The 14,977-nt window shown below is 67.4% G+C and carries 17 protein-coding genes; 12 read left to right on the forward strand and 5 right to left on the reverse strand.

What is annotated here, in order from left to right; all coding sequences use genetic code 11:
- The first annotated feature begins 80 nt into the window (after positions 1 to 80).
- The 8 genes from H0X95_RS21645 to H0X95_RS21680 all read left to right on the forward strand — a co-directional run bounded on the left by H0X95_RS21645 (position 81) and on the right by H0X95_RS21680 (position 7,884).
- Positions 81 to 974, forward strand: coding sequence for a LysR family transcriptional regulator (locus tag H0X95_RS21645; RefSeq protein WP_059723788.1), 894 nt, complete (start codon positions 81 to 83; stop codon positions 972 to 974).
- A gap of 161 nt (positions 975 to 1,135) precedes the next feature.
- On the forward strand, positions 1,136 to 1,900 hold the full coding sequence (locus H0X95_RS21650) for a sugar phosphate isomerase/epimerase family protein (protein ID WP_006491175.1): 765 nt from the start codon (positions 1,136 to 1,138) through the stop codon (positions 1,898 to 1,900).
- A 28-nt stretch (positions 1,901 to 1,928) separates the two neighbouring features.
- Positions 1,929 to 2,921, forward strand: coding sequence for a sugar kinase (locus tag H0X95_RS21655; RefSeq protein ID WP_006491178.1), 993 nt, complete (start codon positions 1,929 to 1,931; stop codon positions 2,919 to 2,921).
- Between the two features lie 115 nt (positions 2,922 to 3,036).
- On the forward strand, positions 3,037 to 4,317 hold the full coding sequence (locus H0X95_RS21660) for an MFS transporter (RefSeq protein ID WP_059723786.1): 1,281 nt from the start codon (positions 3,037 to 3,039) through the stop codon (positions 4,315 to 4,317).
- A 4-nt stretch (positions 4,318 to 4,321) separates the two neighbouring features.
- Positions 4,322 to 5,287, forward strand: a complete 966-nt coding sequence (locus H0X95_RS21665; protein ID WP_006497216.1) for a bifunctional glyoxylate/hydroxypyruvate reductase B — start codon at positions 4,322 to 4,324, stop codon at positions 5,285 to 5,287.
- 332 nt (positions 5,288 to 5,619) lie between these two features.
- Positions 5,620 to 6,663 carry a LacI family DNA-binding transcriptional regulator gene (locus H0X95_RS21670; protein ID WP_006491185.1) on the forward strand — a complete coding sequence of 348 codons (1,044 nt, stop codon included), beginning with the start codon at positions 5,620 to 5,622 and terminating at the stop codon, positions 6,661 to 6,663.
- Positions 6,664 to 6,718: 55 nt separating this feature from the next.
- Positions 6,719 to 7,507 (forward strand): YhfC family intramembrane metalloprotease, encoded by a 789-nt coding sequence (locus tag H0X95_RS21675; RefSeq protein WP_059723784.1) that lies wholly within the window; start codon positions 6,719 to 6,721, stop codon positions 7,505 to 7,507.
- Between the two features lie 14 nt (positions 7,508 to 7,521).
- A complete protein-coding gene (locus H0X95_RS21680) occupies positions 7,522 to 7,884 on the forward strand; it encodes a DUF3022 domain-containing protein (protein WP_006491177.1) in 363 nt (120 codons plus the stop codon).
- 33 nt (positions 7,885 to 7,917) lie between these two features.
- On the opposite strand, the gene H0X95_RS21685 is transcribed toward H0X95_RS21680, so the two are convergent.
- Positions 7,918 to 8,349, reverse strand: coding sequence for a PGDYG domain-containing protein (locus H0X95_RS21685; protein WP_034201742.1), 432 nt, complete (start codon positions 8,347 to 8,349; stop codon positions 7,918 to 7,920).
- A 135-nt stretch (positions 8,350 to 8,484) separates the two neighbouring features.
- Positions 8,485 to 9,048: a Spy/CpxP family protein refolding chaperone gene (locus H0X95_RS21690; RefSeq protein ID WP_006493179.1), complete on the reverse strand. Its 564-nt coding sequence runs from the start codon at positions 9,046 to 9,048 to the stop codon at positions 8,485 to 8,487.
- Between the two features lie 250 nt (positions 9,049 to 9,298).
- Here H0X95_RS21690 and H0X95_RS21695 point away from each other — a divergent pair, with 250 nt between their 5' ends.
- Together H0X95_RS21695 and H0X95_RS21700 are read left to right on the forward strand one after the other, a co-directional pair.
- Positions 9,299 to 9,763, forward strand: coding sequence for an Lrp/AsnC family transcriptional regulator (locus H0X95_RS21695; RefSeq protein WP_006481526.1), 465 nt, complete (start codon positions 9,299 to 9,301; stop codon positions 9,761 to 9,763).
- Between the two features lie 497 nt (positions 9,764 to 10,260).
- On the forward strand, positions 10,261 to 11,361 hold the full coding sequence (locus H0X95_RS21700) for a saccharopine dehydrogenase family protein (RefSeq protein WP_034181371.1): 1,101 nt from the start codon (positions 10,261 to 10,263) through the stop codon (positions 11,359 to 11,361).
- Between the two features lie 116 nt (positions 11,362 to 11,477).
- Here H0X95_RS21700 and H0X95_RS21705 read toward each other — a convergent pair whose 3' ends face one another.
- Both H0X95_RS21705 and cydX read right to left on the reverse strand, forming a co-directional pair.
- The gene (locus H0X95_RS21705) at positions 11,478 to 12,095 is read right to left on the reverse strand and encodes an AAA family ATPase (protein WP_027807097.1); all 618 of its coding nucleotides are present in this window, start codon (positions 12,093 to 12,095) and stop codon (positions 11,478 to 11,480) included.
- Positions 12,092 to 12,238, reverse strand: a complete 147-nt coding sequence (gene cydX / locus H0X95_RS21710) for a cytochrome bd-I oxidase subunit CydX (RefSeq protein WP_006481521.1) — start codon at positions 12,236 to 12,238, stop codon at positions 12,092 to 12,094. Before cydX ends, H0X95_RS21705 begins: the two co-directional genes overlap by 4 nt.
- A 200-nt stretch (positions 12,239 to 12,438) precedes the next feature.
- Here cydX and corA point away from each other — a divergent pair, with 200 nt between their 5' ends.
- Positions 12,439 to 13,416 carry a magnesium/cobalt transporter CorA gene (gene corA, locus H0X95_RS21715; protein ID WP_006475972.1) on the forward strand — a complete coding sequence of 326 codons (978 nt, stop codon included), beginning with the start codon at positions 12,439 to 12,441 and terminating at the stop codon, positions 13,414 to 13,416.
- 7 nt (positions 13,417 to 13,423) lie between these two features.
- On the opposite strand, the gene H0X95_RS21720 is transcribed toward corA, so the two are convergent.
- Positions 13,424 to 13,717, reverse strand: coding sequence for a YciI-like protein (locus H0X95_RS21720; RefSeq protein WP_006481522.1), 294 nt, complete (start codon positions 13,715 to 13,717; stop codon positions 13,424 to 13,426).
- 460 nt (positions 13,718 to 14,177) lie between these two features.
- Between H0X95_RS21720 and H0X95_RS21725 the strand changes: the two genes are divergently transcribed.
- On the forward strand, positions 14,178 to 14,666 hold the full coding sequence (locus H0X95_RS21725; protein WP_059723782.1) for an aminoacyl-tRNA deacylase: 489 nt from the start codon (positions 14,178 to 14,180) through the stop codon (positions 14,664 to 14,666).
- Positions 14,667 to 14,977 lie beyond the last annotated feature (311 nt).

Below are 14,977 nucleotides of genomic sequence, written 5' to 3' on the forward strand. Positions count from 1 at the left end.
GTAATCCTAATTTTGTTATATCGATATGAAAAATTGTGATTTGTGACGTAAACTATCCGGAAAGCCGATAATTTATCCCCATGACCCCGGATCAACTGATAACGTTCGCCGTCGTCGCCGAGCATCTGAACATCAGCCACGCCGCCGTGGCGCTGCACCTGTCGCAGCCGGCCGTGTCGGGCCAGTTGCGGCTGCTGCAGGACGAATTCGGCGAGCCGCTGTACCAGCGCGACGGCCGCGGCATCCGCCTGACGCCGGTCGGCGAGCAACTCGCGCAGTACGCGAAGGCGCAGCGCGACACGTTCGCGCAGGCGCGTGCGTTTCGCGATGCGGTACGCGGACTGGAAGCCGGCACGCTGCGGATCGGCGCGAGCACGACGCCCGCGAGCTATCTGCTGCCGTACCTGATCGCGGCGTTCCAGCCGCGCGCGCCGCGCGTGTCGATCCAGACGATGAGCGGCAATACGGCCGACGTGGTCGCGGCGCTGCCGTCGCTCGACATCGCGCTGATCGAAGGGCCGCCCGGCGAGGCGCTGCCGCCGGGCACCGCCGTGCACGCGTGGCACGAGGACGAGATCGTCGCGATCGTGCCGGCTGGCCATCCGCTCGCGGCGTCCGGCTACGACGCGGGCGTGACGCTCGACGCGCTGGCCGCGCATCCGCTTGTGCTGCGCGAGGCGGGCTCCGCGGTGCGGCAACTCGTCGAGCGCGCGTTCGCGCATGGCGGCGCGCCGATGCGCGTCGCGTTCGAGATCGCCGGGGTCGAGGCCGTGAAGGAGGCCGTGCGCGCGGGGATGGGCGTCGGCTTCGTGTCCGCGATGTCGCTGCGTCACCAGGATGCGGCGCTCGTGCTGCGCTCGCTCGCGCCCGCGCCGCTCACGCGGCATTTCTCCATTCTCGTGCCGCATGGCGGCGCCCCGTCGCGGGTCGCCGCGCAATTCCTCGAAATGAGTCTCGCGCAGGATCTCGCGTAGACGGCCGACGCCGCGCCGGGAACGGGCGTTGCGCGCCGTGCGGCGCGGATTCGCGCGGTGCGCGGTCTTAGGGATTTCCTCTATGGCGTGGGCCTGACGCGAAGCGCACCATCCGTCTCAAGCAAATGGAACCGGTTCCATTCCGGTTTAAAAAGGGCAAAATGGCAGACATCGTGATCGTGGCGAGCGCATTCGGGATGGACCGGGTGCGCCAGGAGAGCCACAGTGCATTCATCGCGACCGTGGCGGCATCCGGTGCGACCGGTTTCGAGGTGCGGCGCGAACTGTTCGCGTCGGACGACGACACGGCGCCCGGCGCGCTGGCCGCGCTCGGCGCGCTGATCAGCGGCCACGGGCTGTGGTCGGTCTATTCGACACCGGACTCGCTGTATACGGACACCGGTGCGCTCGACGCAGACGCATTGCGCGACGCGCTCGCGCAAGCCGACGCGCTCGGCGCGCGCTTCGTCAAATTCCAGCTCGGCGGCTTCGCCGGCGACGCGCACGCGGCCGAAATCGTCGCGCTGTCGCGCGGCGCGCGGGCCCGCGTGGTGGTCGAGAACGGCCAGCTCGAGGTCGGCGGCGCGTTCGCGCAGTTCCGCGGGCTGTTCGACGCGCTGGCCGACGCCGGCATGCCCGACGCGCTCGGCATGACGTTCGACATCGGCAACTGGCAGTGGCGCGGCGAAGCGCCGCTCGACTGCGCGCAGGTGCTCGCGCCGCATGTGGAATACATTCATTGCAAGGCCATCGAAGGCGAGGGCGCGCGTCGTTTCGCCGCCGCGCCGGCGCCGAACGATCCGCTCGTGACCGGCGTGCTCGCGGCGCTGCCGCAGCATGCGCCGCGCGGCATCGAGTTTCCGTTCGACGCGGCCGACCTGGCCGGCGATGCCTGCCGGCGCGTCGCATGGCTCGCGACCGCGTGACGGCAGCAGGATCCTGAGGAGTTCAGTCATGAAAGCAGCACTCGATGTCGTGACCTACGGCGAAGCGATGGCGATGTTCGTCGCGACGGAGCCGGGCCACCTCGCGCACGCCGGGCAATTCGCGAAGCGGATCGCCGGCGCCGACCTGAATGTCGCGATCGGCCTGTCGCGGCTCGGCTTCCGGGTCGGCTGGATGAGCCGGGTCGGTCGCGATTCGTTCGGCCGCTACGTGCTCGACACGTTGGCGCGCGAGGGCATCGACGCGTCGTGCGTGACCGTCGACCCGCGTTACCCGACCGGTTTCCAGCTGAAGTCGCGCAACGACGACGGCAGCGACCCGACCGTCGAATACTTCCGCAAGGGCTCGGCGGCGAGCCACCTGTCGTGCGACGACTACGTGGCGGACTACGTGCTCGGCGCGCGCCACCTGCATCTGACGGGCGTCGCGCCGGCGATCTCCGCGACCTCGTGCGAACTCGCGTTCCAGCTCGCGCGCGAGATGCGGGCGGCCGGCAAGACGATTTCGTTCGACCCGAACCTGCGCCCGACGCTGTGGCCGTCCGCCGACGTGATGGCGAAGACGCTGAACGCGCTCGCGACGCTCGCCGACTGGGTGCTGCCGGGCCTCGCCGAAGGGCGGCAACTCACCGGCCACGACACGCCGGCCGACATCGCGGGCTTCTATCTCGCGCAGGGCGCGCGCGGCGTCGTGATCAAGCTCGGCGAGCAGGGCGCGTATTTCCGCACGGCCGACGGCCGCGAGGGCACGGTCGCCGGCGAGCGCGTCGAGCGGGTCGTCGATACGGTCGGCGCCGGCGACGGCTTCGCGGTCGGCGTGGTCAGCGCGCTGCTCGAAGGGCGCGGCATCGAGCAGGCGGTCGCGCGGGGCAACCGGATCGGCGCGCTCGCGATCCAGGTGATCGGCGATTCGGAAGGATTGCCGACGCGCGACGCGCTCGACCGGCTCGAAAACGTCAGCAATCGCGCCGATCGCTTAGAGGAAACCGTCACCGCGCAATGAGAGGCCGGACACGGCACAATCCGCGGATCCATTTCGTGCGCGACGCACAGTCATTTTGTTCGAGGCCGGGCCGGCGCCAGTGCGCCCACTCCGGTCCATATACGGAGACACTCTCATGGCAGCCAATCTCGCAGCGCGCCGGTGGTGGACGATCATGCCGATCGTCTTCATCACGTACAGCCTCGCTTACCTCGACCGCGCGAACTACGGGTTCGCGGCGGCGGCCGGCATCAACCAGGATCTCGGGATCAGCAAGGGCCTGTCGTCGCTGATCGGCGCGCTGTTCTTCCTCGGCTACTTCTTCTTCCAGATTCCCGGCGCGATCTACGCGGAACGCCGCAGCGTGAAGAAGCTCGTGTTCGTCAGCCTCGTGCTGTGGGGCGCGTGCGCGGCCCTGACCGGTGTGGTCAGCAACATCCCGTCGCTGATGGCGATCCGCTTCGTGCTCGGCGTCGTCGAGGCGGCCGTGATGCCGGCGATGCTGATCTACATCAGCAACTGGTTCACGAAGAACGAGCGCTCGCGGGCGAACACGTTCCTGATCCTCGGTAACCCGGTCACCGTGCTGTGGATGTCGATCGTGTCGGGTTATCTCGTGCACGAGTTCGGCTGGCGTCACATGTTCATCGCCGAAGGCGTGCCGGCCGTCATCTGGGCCGTGTGCTGGTGGTGCCTCGTGCAGGACAAGCCGGCCGATTCGCCGTGGCTCAGCGCGCAGGAAAAGCGCGACCTCGACGCCGCGCTCGCGGCCGAGCAGGCGGCGATCAAGCCGGTGCGCAACTATGACGAGGCGTTCCGTTCGCCGGCCGTGATCAAGCTGTGCGCGCAATATTTCTGCTGGAGCATCGGCGTGTACGGCTTCGTGCTGTGGCTGCCGTCGATCGTGAAGAACGGTTCCGACCTCGGGATGGTCGCGACCGGCTGGCTGTCCGCGCTGCCGTACCTCGCGGCGACGATCGCGATGCTCGCCGCGTCGTGGGCGTCCGACAAGGTCGGCTCGCGCCGCGGTTTCGTGTGGCCGTTCCTGCTGGTCGGCGCGGCCGCGTTCGCCGCGTCGTACGCGCTCGGCTCGTCGCATTTCTGGATCTCGTATGCGCTGCTGGTCGTCGCGGGCGCCGCGATGTATGCGCCGTACGGCCCGTTCTTCGCGATCGTGCCGGAACTGCTGCCGAAGAACGTCGCCGGCGGCGCGATGGCGCTGATCAACAGCATGGGTGCGCTCGGCTCGTTCGTCGGCTCGTACTTCGTCGGCTACCTGAACGGTGCGACCGGGTCGCCCGTCGCGTCGTACGCATTCATGAGCGCCGCGCTCGTCGCCGCGGTGATCCTCACGCTGTCCGTCAAACCCCAGGCGCGCGATGCGCATCCGCTCGCCGCGCCGCTGCAAGGAAAATGAAACGATGAAGCCCCGTATCGTCGCGTACAAGCCGCTGCCCGATGACGTTCTCGCGTACCTGCGCGAGCATGCGGACGTCGTGCAGGCCGACGGCGCCGACGCGCTCGCCGCCGCGCTCGGCGACGCGGACGGCGCGATCGGCGCGAGCCTGAAGGTCACGCCGCAGATGCTCGATCGCGCGCCGCGGCTGAAGGCGTGGTCGACCATCTCGGTCGGCTACGACAACTTCGACGTCGCCGATTTCACACGTCGCGGCATCGTGCTCGCGCATACGCCGGACGTGCTGACCGAATCCACGGCCGATACGGTGTTCTCGCTGATCCTCGCCTCCGCCCGCCGCGTGGTCGAGCTGGCCGAGTGGGTGAAGGCCGGCCACTGGCACCGCAGCATCGGCCCGGACCTGTACGGCACCGACGTGCAGGGCAAGACGCTCGGCATCGTCGGGCTCGGGCGGATCGGCGGCGCGGTCGCACGGCGCGCGGCGCTCGGCTTCCGGATGCAGGTGCTGTACGCGAACCGGTCCGCGCATGCCGAGGCCGAGACGCAGTACGGCGCACGGCGCGTGACGCTCGACGCGCTGCTCGCGCAGTCGGATTTCGTGTGCCTGCAGGTGCCGCTGTCGCCCGATACGCGCCACCTGATCGGCGCACCCGAATTCGCGAAGATGAAGCGCAGCGCGATCCTGATCAACGCGTCGCGCGGGCCCGTCGTCGACGAAGCCGCGCTGGTCGACGCGCTGCGCGCGGGGACGATCCGCGCCGCGGGGCTCGACGTGTTCGAGAAGGAGCCGCTGCCGGCCGATTCGCCGTTGCTGCAGATGAAGAACGTCGTCGCGCTGCCGCATATCGGCTCGGCGACGCACGAGACGCGCCATGCGATGGCGCGCTGCGCCGCGGAAAACCTGGTCGGCGCGCTGGCCGGCACGCTGCGCACGAATCTCGTCAATCCGGATGCGCTGGCGCACGCCTGAACCGCGTCCGGCAACGGGCCGGCAGGGGGCCGGCGCCGTTAGAGTCGATGATCTTGGTGCCGGAGGGCTGGCTGCGTTATGATCGCCCGCTCTCGTCGCATCGACGACCGGCCACGCGGCCGGCGGCGTCGCGCGGCGGGCATCCGCGCCAGGTCCGGTGCGGCCGACTGCTGTAGCACGCGATGGGCGGGCGCTGATCGACCGCGCAGCACCGGGCCAGCGCAGGCGCCGACGCGCCGGGACAGGGAAGGCCGCCGGTTGGCTTACGTTTCCAACAACAAAGGTCCGTCTGCTCACGAAGCGGCGCGGATCGTACGTCGCGAGGCACGACAGTGACCGATTCGCAACCTTCCACGACGCGTCCGGCGACGATCAGCGACGTCGCGCGCGAGGCCGGCACGGGCAAGACCAGCGTTTCGCGCTACCTGAACGGCGAGACGCATGTGCTGTCCGTCGATCTGCGCCAGCGGATCGAGGCGGCCATCGCGCGGCTCAACTACCGGCCGAACCAGATGGCGCGCGGGCTCAAGCGCGGCCGCAACCGGCTGCTCGGCATGCTCGCGGCCGACCTGACCAATCCTTACACCGTCGAAGTGCTGCAGGGCGTCGAGGCCGCGTGCCATGCGCTCGGCTACATGCCGCTCATCTGTCACGCGGCGAACGAAGTCGAGATGGAGCGCCGCTTCCTGCAGTTGCTCACGACTTACCGCGTCGAAGGGCTGATCGTCAACGCGCTCGGCGCCGAGGAAGACGTGCTGCGGCCGCTGCGCGGCGCGGGCATTCCGGCCGTGCTCGTCGACCGCACGGTCGAGGGCTTCGAGGCCGACCTGATCGGTCTCGACAACACCGACGCGATCGAGACGGCGCTCGCGCACCTGGTCGAGCGCGGTTTCGACGCGATCCACTTCGTCGTGCAACCGTTCGAGCAGGTCAGCTCGCGGCGCGTGCGCGAGGCCGCGTTCCGCGCGGCGCTGGCCGCGCGCGGGCTGGCGGTGCCGCCGACGGTCGTGCTCGACCTGAACGAACCCGACGCGGCCGCGGCGGCCCTCGCCGACGTCGATGCCCGCGTCGACGACGCGGCCCGGCGCGGCGTGCGCGCGGCGCTGTTCGCCGCGAATGCGCCGGTCGCGCTGGCGATCGCGCGCCACCTGCGCGCGCGCTTCGGCGCCGCGTGGCAACAGAAGGCGGCGCTGCTGTCGATCGACGACCCGGAATGGGCCGAGCTGATCGGCATCACGACGATCCGTCAGCCGACCTACGAAATCGGCTACAAGGCCGTCGAATTCGTGCACGAGCGGATCGACGGCGCGGCGGGCGACGTGCGCGTCGCGATGCTGCCCGGCGAGCTGATTGCACGCGCGTCGACCGCAAGCTGAGTATCATTCGGGGCACGCGGCGCTTCAGGCGCGCTGCTTCGAACCAAGGAACTCCATGACTGTCGCTCCCGTCACGCTGGCGGCGCTGATCGCCGCCACGCTGATCATCGCGCTGCTGCCGCTCGCCCTCTACCGCATCCTGCGCAAGCCGCTTGCGCTCCACCGCCGCGACACGATCGTCGGTGTCGCCGTCTTCACGCTGTTCGCGATGATTCTCGAGCGCGCGTTCCACGGGCTCGTGCTGAGCCGCACGCCCGAGGACGGCTGGCTGACGCAGCCGCTCGCGTTCGTCGCGTACAGCGCGCTCGCGACCGCCGTATTCGAGGAAGTCGGCCGCTATCTCGGGATGCGCGTCCTGAACCGTCGCTATGGCGCATCGGCCGGCGATGGCCGCGGGATCGGCTACGGAATCGGCCATGGCGGCGCCGAAGCGTGGTTCGTCGGCGTGCTCGTGTGGGGCCAGTGGTCGTATCTCGCGTGGCTCGCGAGCCGCGGCCAGCTCGAGACGCAGTTGTCGGACCTGCCGGTCGACACCGTGGTGCGGCTGCACATGATGCTCGCGACGCTGTCGGCCCAGTCGATCCTGCTGTTGCTGCTCGAACGCTGCGCGGCGTTCGCGGTGCAACTGGCGTTGTCGGTGCTGGTGTGGCGCGGCCTGCGTGCCGGCCGACTGGCCGTGTTGCCGCTCGCGATCGTGCTGCATGCGCTCGCGGCGACGCCGACGCTGCTGTACCAGGTGCGCGTGCTGCCGGCCGCGTGGGTCGAGGCCGCGTATTTCGTGCTGGCCGCGATCCTGGTGATCGTGCTGGTGAAGACGTGCCGGCCGTCGCGCGCGGCGGCATGACGGGGGAAGACGCGATGGACGACTATCTGATCGAATGCCAGAGCGCGGAATTCGACGCGCTCGCGCGCGTGATCTGCGATCTCTTTCCGGAGCAGACGCGCTTTGTCGAAAACAGCGACGCGCGCGGGCGATTCCTGTCCGTGCAGTGGCTGGCGATGCGGTTCGGCGCGACGCCGAAGCGGATGACGCTCGACATCCGGATCGTGCCGGCCGCGCTCGCGCGCTACCTGGCGCTCAAGCCGATGCAGCGCGCGCGCAGCCATGCGGTGCTGCATGCGTATACGGAAGCGATGCTGGGTTCGCTCGAGGAGCGGCACGCGGCCGGCGAGGCCGTCGAGCGCGACGCGGAACTCGAACTCGACGAAGACTTTGCGTGAGCGACCGCGCCGGCCTCGTGCCGGCGCAGTGCATTACGCGTCGCGGTAGACCTGCGCGAAGCGCTGCGCCTGCACGACGCCGTAGTCGCCGGGCGCGTATTGCATGACCCAGTCGCCGGCGACGCCGCGCAGCGTGTCGCCGTTTTCCGAGCGGGCGATCGCAAACGGTTCGTCCATCCGCCGCGCGAGCACGACGGCCGGCCGGTTGCGATAGGCGCCCGGCGTGCCGTGCGCGAGCGCCGGATCGGCGGGCAGGTATTTGGCGTCGAAGCGCGCGCGCGATACGACCCAGCGGTCGCCGGTCGAGCCGGTGATCAACGCGTCGCCCGCGACATAACGGTTCGGGCCTTCGAGGCTCATCAGTTCGCCGTCGGCGTCCGCGAAGGACACGGCGACGGTTTCGTCCTTGACGACGCGACGGGCCTGCGGATCGGTACGCAGATCGAGTTGCTTGAGTTCGAGCATGGCGGGGAAGGGCGGGAAAGCGGGAAAGCCGGGAGCTTATCCCGAATTCGGCGCGCCGTGTGGCGCACCGGTCGCCGATCGCGACGCGGCGCCGTTCGGCCCGGGCGGGCCGGCACGGCGCCGGTGGGGAGGGCGTCAGGGCTGCGCGGGTGCGCTCGCGGCCGGCGCGGCGGCGGCCTTGCCTTCCTTGCCCTTCGTCTTGCCCTTGCCGCGGTGCTCGCCGCCGTGGTGCAGCCAGCTGCGGAACGTCGTGTCGGCCAGCGCCTTCTGCTCGGCCGGGAAGCTCTCGTAGAGCGGCGCGAACGCGTCGGCGAGCTTCTTCGCGCCGTCGGCGTTCGCCTGCGACAGTTCCGCGTACTGTTTCATGTCGTCGAGCGCGGACACGTCGTGCTTGGCCATCCGCTCGCTGTAGAGGCGGCCCATCGTTGCGCCGTTGTCGCGCATCGTGTCGGCGAACGTCTTCCATTGCGGCTCCTGCGCCGACGTGATCTTCAATTGATCGTGCAGGTACTTGATGCGCTGCTCGATGCGCGCTTCGTGGCGTGCCGCGCGCTGCTCGGCACTCGGGGCCGACGCCGCGGCGGGCGTGGCGGCCGTCGTGGCCGGCGCCTGGGCGCTTGCTTGCGGCTGCGCCGGGGTTTGCGCGAATGCGCTGGCTGCAACGACGAGCGTAGCGAGGGTGAGCGAGATTTTCTTCATGGTGGGCTCTCCGGGGTGGTGTCTGGCGAGCGGGCGCGGCGGCCATTGCCGCCAGCGCGCCGCTCGCGTCGCCCGCTATTAGTAGCACGTTGCATGCAGCGCGGCAGGGAATGCGACACTTGCTTACATCCGATACGAATCGAAATTGAAAGGTTCGCCGCCGGGCGATGCCGGTTGGGTGCGCCGGCGTTCGGCGCTATCATCGCGTCACTTTCCACTCCGCCGGCGCATCGCGTGCCGGCCCAGCGTCATGCGTCCACCCCGCCTCGACCAACTCGACGATCTCGACCGGCAACTCGTCGCGCTGCTGCAAGCCGATGCGCGCGCCAGCGTCGCCGATCTCGCACGCCAGCTCGACGTGGCGCGCACGACGGTCGTCGCACGCATCGCGCGGCTCGAACGCACCAACGTGATCGCCGGATACAGCGTGCGACTCGGGCAGGACGTGCTCGACGCGAGCATCTATGCGTACGTCGGCATCATCCTCACGCCGAAGTTCGGCAAGGACGTCTTGCGCAAGCTCGACCGGATGCCGGAAGTCCAGTTGCTGTGCGCGGTGAGCGGCGAGTACGACTACGTTGCGTGGCTGCGCGCCGACTCGCCGGAGCGGCTCAACGACCTGCTCGACCAGATCGGCACGCTCGAAGGCGTCGAGCGCACGACGACGTCGATCATCCTGTCGCGCAAGATCGATCGCGGAACGATCGGCGGCTGACCTGTTGCGCGCGTCGCCGCGCATGACGGCGCAAGTCCCTGCATCGCGCGGGGCGCGTTGCGTCACGGATGCGCGGCTTGAAGTCGGGTACCTGTCCGCTCGCATGCGTATTGGCCTTTGCTGTACTTCATGATCGGCACGGGCGACCGTGGTCGACCCTTCGCGCATCGCGCGCGTCTCTCCCGAATCTCCGTTCGTATTCCGCTTCGACCGACGCGCCGCATCGGACGCACGGGCCGTTCGTGCGCCCGATGTCACGCGGTGTGTCCGCGTCTTCGTCCTTGCAATATGCAACCGCCAACGGCCGGTTTGCGATCGCGTCGCTACACGATTTTTAGATGATTTGGTCGTTTCGACCAAATATGTCGTCATAACGTCGAAGCTATCGGTCGTTTCGCATCATTCTTCGTCTTGGAACTGATTTTGAGCGTCCCTAAACTGTGTTCATGGCTCGACGCCGTACACCAACACGAAACCCATCATCAGGAGATAAGCGCATGAAAATCGCCATCGTCGGCGCAGGTCTGATCGGCCACACCATTGCTCACATGCTGCGCGAAACGGGCGACTACGAAGTCGTCGCGTTCGACCGCGATGCGGATGCGCTCGCGAAGCTGTCGCGCGAAGGCATCGCGACGCAACGGGTCGATTCGGCTGACGCGAATGCGATTCGCGAAGCAGTGAAGGGCTTCGATGCGCTCGTCAATGCGCTGCCTTACTACCTCGCGGTCAATGTCGCCGCGGCCGCGAAGGCGGCCGGCGTTCACTACTTCGACCTGACCGAAGACGTGCGCGCCACCCACGCGATCCGCGAACTGGCCGACGGCTCCGACCGCGCGTTCATGCCGCAGTGCGGCCTCGCGCCGGGCTTCATCGGCATCGCCGCGCACGAACTCGTGAACGGCTTCAGCGAAGTGCGCGACGTGAAGATGCGCGTCGGCGCGCTGCCCGAATATCCGACCAACGCGCTGAAGTACAACCTGACGTGGAGCGTCGACGGCCTGATCAACGAATACTGCCAACCGTGCGAAGCGATCCGCGATGGCCGCAAGCAATGGGTGCAGCCGCTCGAAGGCCTCGAGCACTTCTCGCTCGACGGCACCGAATACGAAGCGTTCAACACGTCGGGCGGCCTGGGCACGCTGTGCGAGACGCTGTCGGGCAAGGTCGAGACGCTCGACTACAAGTCGGTGCGCTATCCGGGCCACCGCGAGCTCGTCCAGTTCCTGCTGGAAGACCTGCGCCTGTCGACCGATCGCGACACGCTGAAGTCGATCATGCGCCGCGCGGTGCCGTCGACGAAGCAGGACGTCGTGCTCGTGTTCGTCACGGTGACGGGCGTGAAGGACGGCCAGCTGGTGCAGGACGTGTTCACCCGCAAGATCTTCGCGAAGGACGTGTGCGGGATGCACATGAGCGCGATCCAGATCACGACGGCCGGCGCGATGTGCGCGGTGCTGGATCTGTTCCGCGAAAAGAAGCTGCCGCAGAGCGGTTTCATCCCGCAAGAGAAGGTGTCGCTGAAGGCGTTCCTGTCGAACCGCTTCGGCAAGCTGTACGAAGGCGGCACGATGGAGCGCGTGCACGCGGTCGCCTGACCGTCATTGCAAGACCATTCGCCAGCCACTGGCACGAGGGCCGTACGACGCCGGGAGCGCAGCAGCGCTTCCGGCGTTGTTTTTTGCGGGAAGGGAAAGGGCGCCGGACGGCGCGATCAGGCCGGCAGCGGCGGGACGATCGTTGCCGGTTGCGGCGGCGGCACGATGCGGGACAGCAGCGCGTCGAGGTCCGCGTCGGACGGCGCGGTGTTGTCGAACATCACGATGCCGTCGCATTCGTGGCCGGTCGGCACGAAGCGGCGCTGCCGGTATTCGTCCCAGTGCGCGAGCTTGTACGCGTCGTTCGGGTTGGCGCGCGCGACGATCCGCTGGTGCGCGACGTCTTCCGATGTGTGGACCCAGACGACCGTCAGCGTGACGTCCGGCGCGATGCCGAGCCACGCGCGATCGAGGATGCGCCGGTCGCGCACTTCACGCGACAGCGGGCCGACGACGAGCGCACCGATGCCGAGCGAGAGATTGTCGCGGGCCGTGTCGAGCAGCCCCTGGTATTCGGGATCGCGAAGATGTTTCAGATAGAGCGGGCTGTCGCGATCGTTCGGATCGTCCGTGAGCGCGCCCATCGCGGCCGCGCTGTAGCGGCCGTACAGCGTGTCCTTGTCGAGCAGGCAGAACGCCTCGCCGGTCGCGCGCATCAGCGGCCCGATGAGCCGCTTCGCGAGCGTGGTCTTGCCGGTGCCGGCGTGACCGCAGAAGAACACCAGATGCGTCACGAATACCGGCTCCCCGACCGCTGGCCCGACGTATCGCTGCGCTTGTCGCCGCGCGAGAATACTTCCGCTTCCAGCCACATCGCGTTGATGATGCCGAAGCCGAGCGCCACGCCGATGCCGAGTATCCACGAGAAATACCACATAGGTCTGTCTCCTTGACGATTGGGCCGCACGGCCGTTGTGCATCGCGCAACGCAGACCCGGCGGGCCTGTGGAAGCGCGTCGACGCGCATGCTGCGGCGCACGCAGCCCGATCATGACCAATATCGGCGTGCCGCGCAAGCCGGGCCGTCCGTGCAGCAAACCGGTAAACTGATGCGCAAACCGCAACGTCACGAATACCATGCTGATCAACTGTGCTGCTTACCAGGACGGCCGCAAGCTGGCCGATATCGACATCGACGCCATCAGCGATTACGTGTCGAAGCCCGAATGCTTCGTGTGGGTCGCGCTGAAGGACCCGACGCCCGAGGAAATCGACCTGATGGGCGAGGAGTTCGGCTTGCACGAACTGGCGCTCGAGGATGCCCGCAAGGGCCATCAGCGGCCGAAGATCGAGGAATACGGCGATTCGCTGTTCGCGGTGCTTCACACGGTCGAACTCGACGAGGACGACGAATTCAAGGTCGGCGAATTGAACGTATTCGTCGGCCCGAATTACGTGCTGTCGATCCGCAACCATACCGAGCACGATTTCCGCGACGTGCGCAAGCGTTGCGAGCGCGAGCCGCACTTGTTGCGGGAGGGTTCGGCGTTCGTGTTCTACGCGTTGATGGACCAGGTCGTCGACCGGTATTTCCCGATCCTCGAAACGCTCGGAGCGGAACTCGAGGAACTCGAGGACCGCATCTTCGCGAAGGCGACGCCGGCGTCGTCGCGCGCGATCATCGAGGATCTCTATTCGCTGAAGCGCCGGCTCGTGCTGCTGTACCAGCACACGGCGCCGCTGATGGAGCCGCTCGCGAAGCTCACCGGCGGGCGCGTGCCGCAGGTCTGCAGCGGGATGGCGGCTTACTTCCGCGACGTGTACGACCATCTGCAGCGGATCGTGAAGACGATCGAAGGGCGTCGCGAGATGGTTGTCACGGCGATCCAGGTCAACCTCGGGATGATTTCGCTCGCGGAAAACGAGGTGACCAAGCGGCTTGGCTCGTTCGCCGCGCTGTTCGCGATACCGACGATGATCGCTGGCATCTACGGGATGAACTTCGCGAACATGCCCGAGTTGCACCTGAAATACGGGTTCTACGGCTGCATCGCGGTGATGGCCATCGCCGACCTCGCGCTGTGGTGGCGTTTCAAACGGGCAGGGTGGCTGTAGTCCGGCTTCAGGCCGGACGCGGCGCGTGCTTGCCGATCACGACGCGCCATGGTCGCACGCGCCACGATTTCACGAGGCCGTTCTGCACGTACGGATCGGCGCGCGCAAACGATTCGGCCGCTTCCGGCGAATCGCCTTCGAACACGAGCACGGCCTGGTCGGCCGGGTCCGCCAGCGCACCGGCGAGCACCAGTTCGCCGCGCTCGGTCGCCGCTTGCGCGAGCGCGAGATGCTGGGCGCGGAACGGTTCGCGCCGCGACAGGTAATCGTCGACGAGTTCGTAGATCAACTGGTAATGCATGATCGCTCCAGGAGTCGGTTTCTGCCGCGGGAAGGTGTGCGGCGGGATCAGTATAGGGCAGCGGGAAAGCCGTGGGCGGCGTGGGTTTGCCGGTTGTGACGACGGGCATTCGCGGGTTCGTTTTTTGAACGGCGCATCCCGGGCGGTATCGTGTTACTTTCCAGAAATGCAACTAACGGTCTAGTTTTCCCACGTCGAGAAATTGCCGGACTCATTCGCGCTTGCAACGCCCACGCCCGATTTGTCTACAGGAAATGAGGGTCTGCCAAGCGTATTCGGGGTCGGGATTTCGCATGCCGGCGAGGGCTGATGAACGGGGCGAAAAAGCGACCAGAGCCGGCTGCCGGGCCGGCTGGACGGGCGCCCGTGCGAGGCTGTTTCCATTGGGCCGGAATGCGACCTATGCTGAACGAACCCGGAGCGAACGCCGTTCGCCCGATTCGTCCAGACGAGGTGTGCCATGCCGGTCTCAGCCACCCTGCAGGATTGCCTGCGCCAGAAGTCATCGCGGTACGAAGTCGTGTACCACCCCTATAGTCATACGAGCATGGAGACGGCCGCCGCCGCGCATATTCCCGGCGATCGCCTCGCGAAAACCGTGCTCCTGGAGGACGCCGAAGGCTACGTCGCCGCCGTATTGCCGACGACGCACGCCGTGCGCCTGTCGGATCTCTGGGTGAAGACGGGACGCCATCTCGTGCTCGCCCGGGAGGTCGAGTTGCGCGAGCTGTTCAAGGATTGCGACATGGGCGCGCTGCCGCCGGTCTGCATGGCGTACGGGATGAAGACGTTTCTCGAGGAACGCCTCGCGCAGCAGCCGGAAGTCTATTTCGAGGCCGGCGACCATGAAGCGCTGATTCACATGATGCAGGACGAATTCCTGATGCTGATGGAGACGGCCGAGCGCGCGCATTTTTCGCACCGAATGCAGGGAATGATGTTGTCCTGATGCGGGCAGGTTGTGGCGGTCGATTCGGGGCGGTCCGGAGATCGCCCGGGATGGTTGTGTGTCCGGGGAAATGGGTGCTGTGGGCGGCCGGTGAGGTGCGATTCGGGGCTTTGTCTGGCGGCGATGTTAGATGGGTTGCCGAGTAAATTTCTTATTTGACATAATCATAATTATCGACAGTTTATGTGTAAGAGCAAAGTTGTAATGTCGCATCTGAGCAAAGTTGAAATGTCGTAGTTCGAGGGTTTCGGCGCATGCTGGCGGCGGTTTGAACTGCCGGAGCGCATCGTGGGCCAACCTGGACTGATCAC

This window comes from Burkholderia sp. 9779_493, assembly GCF_015712215.1.
GTDB lineage: Bacteria > Pseudomonadota > Gammaproteobacteria > Burkholderiales > Burkholderiaceae > Burkholderia > Burkholderia cenocepacia.

Bases quoted from the DNA above. Each gene is read 5' to 3' on its own strand.
- cydX (WP_006481521.1), bottom strand. From the start codon at position 12,238: ATGTGGTATTTCTCGTGGATACTCGGCATCGGCGTGGCGCTCGGCTTC.
- H0X95_RS21650 (WP_006491175.1), top strand. From the start codon at position 1,136: ATGGCAGACATCGTGATCGTGGCGAGCGCATTCGGGATGGACCGGGTG.
- H0X95_RS21660 (WP_059723786.1), top strand. From the start codon at position 3,037: ATGGCAGCCAATCTCGCAGCGCGCCGGTGGTGGACGATCATGCCGATC.
- H0X95_RS21700 (WP_034181371.1), top strand. From the start codon at position 10,261: ATGAAAATCGCCATCGTCGGCGCAGGTCTGATCGGCCACACCATTGCT.
- H0X95_RS21720 (WP_006481522.1), bottom strand. From the start codon at position 13,717: ATGCATTACCAGTTGATCTACGAACTCGTCGACGATTACCTGTCGCGG.
- corA (WP_006475972.1), top strand. From the start codon at position 12,439: ATGCTGATCAACTGTGCTGCTTACCAGGACGGCCGCAAGCTGGCCGAT.
- H0X95_RS21695 (WP_006481526.1), top strand. From the start codon at position 9,299: ATGCGTCCACCCCGCCTCGACCAACTCGACGATCTCGACCGGCAACTC.
- H0X95_RS21665 (WP_006497216.1), top strand. From the start codon at position 4,322: ATGAAGCCCCGTATCGTCGCGTACAAGCCGCTGCCCGATGACGTTCTC.
- H0X95_RS21690 (WP_006493179.1), bottom strand. From the start codon at position 9,048: ATGAAGAAAATCTCGCTCACCCTCGCTACGCTCGTCGTTGCAGCCAGC.
- H0X95_RS21655 (WP_006491178.1), top strand. From the start codon at position 1,929: ATGAAAGCAGCACTCGATGTCGTGACCTACGGCGAAGCGATGGCGATG.
- H0X95_RS21725 (WP_059723782.1), top strand. From the start codon at position 14,178: ATGCCGGTCTCAGCCACCCTGCAGGATTGCCTGCGCCAGAAGTCATCG.
- H0X95_RS21645 (WP_059723788.1), top strand. From the start codon at position 81: ATGACCCCGGATCAACTGATAACGTTCGCCGTCGTCGCCGAGCATCTG.
- H0X95_RS21675 (WP_059723784.1), top strand. From the start codon at position 6,719: ATGACTGTCGCTCCCGTCACGCTGGCGGCGCTGATCGCCGCCACGCTG.
- H0X95_RS21680 (WP_006491177.1), top strand. From the start codon at position 7,522: ATGGACGACTATCTGATCGAATGCCAGAGCGCGGAATTCGACGCGCTC.
- H0X95_RS21685 (WP_034201742.1), bottom strand. From the start codon at position 8,349: ATGCTCGAACTCAAGCAACTCGATCTGCGTACCGATCCGCAGGCCCGT.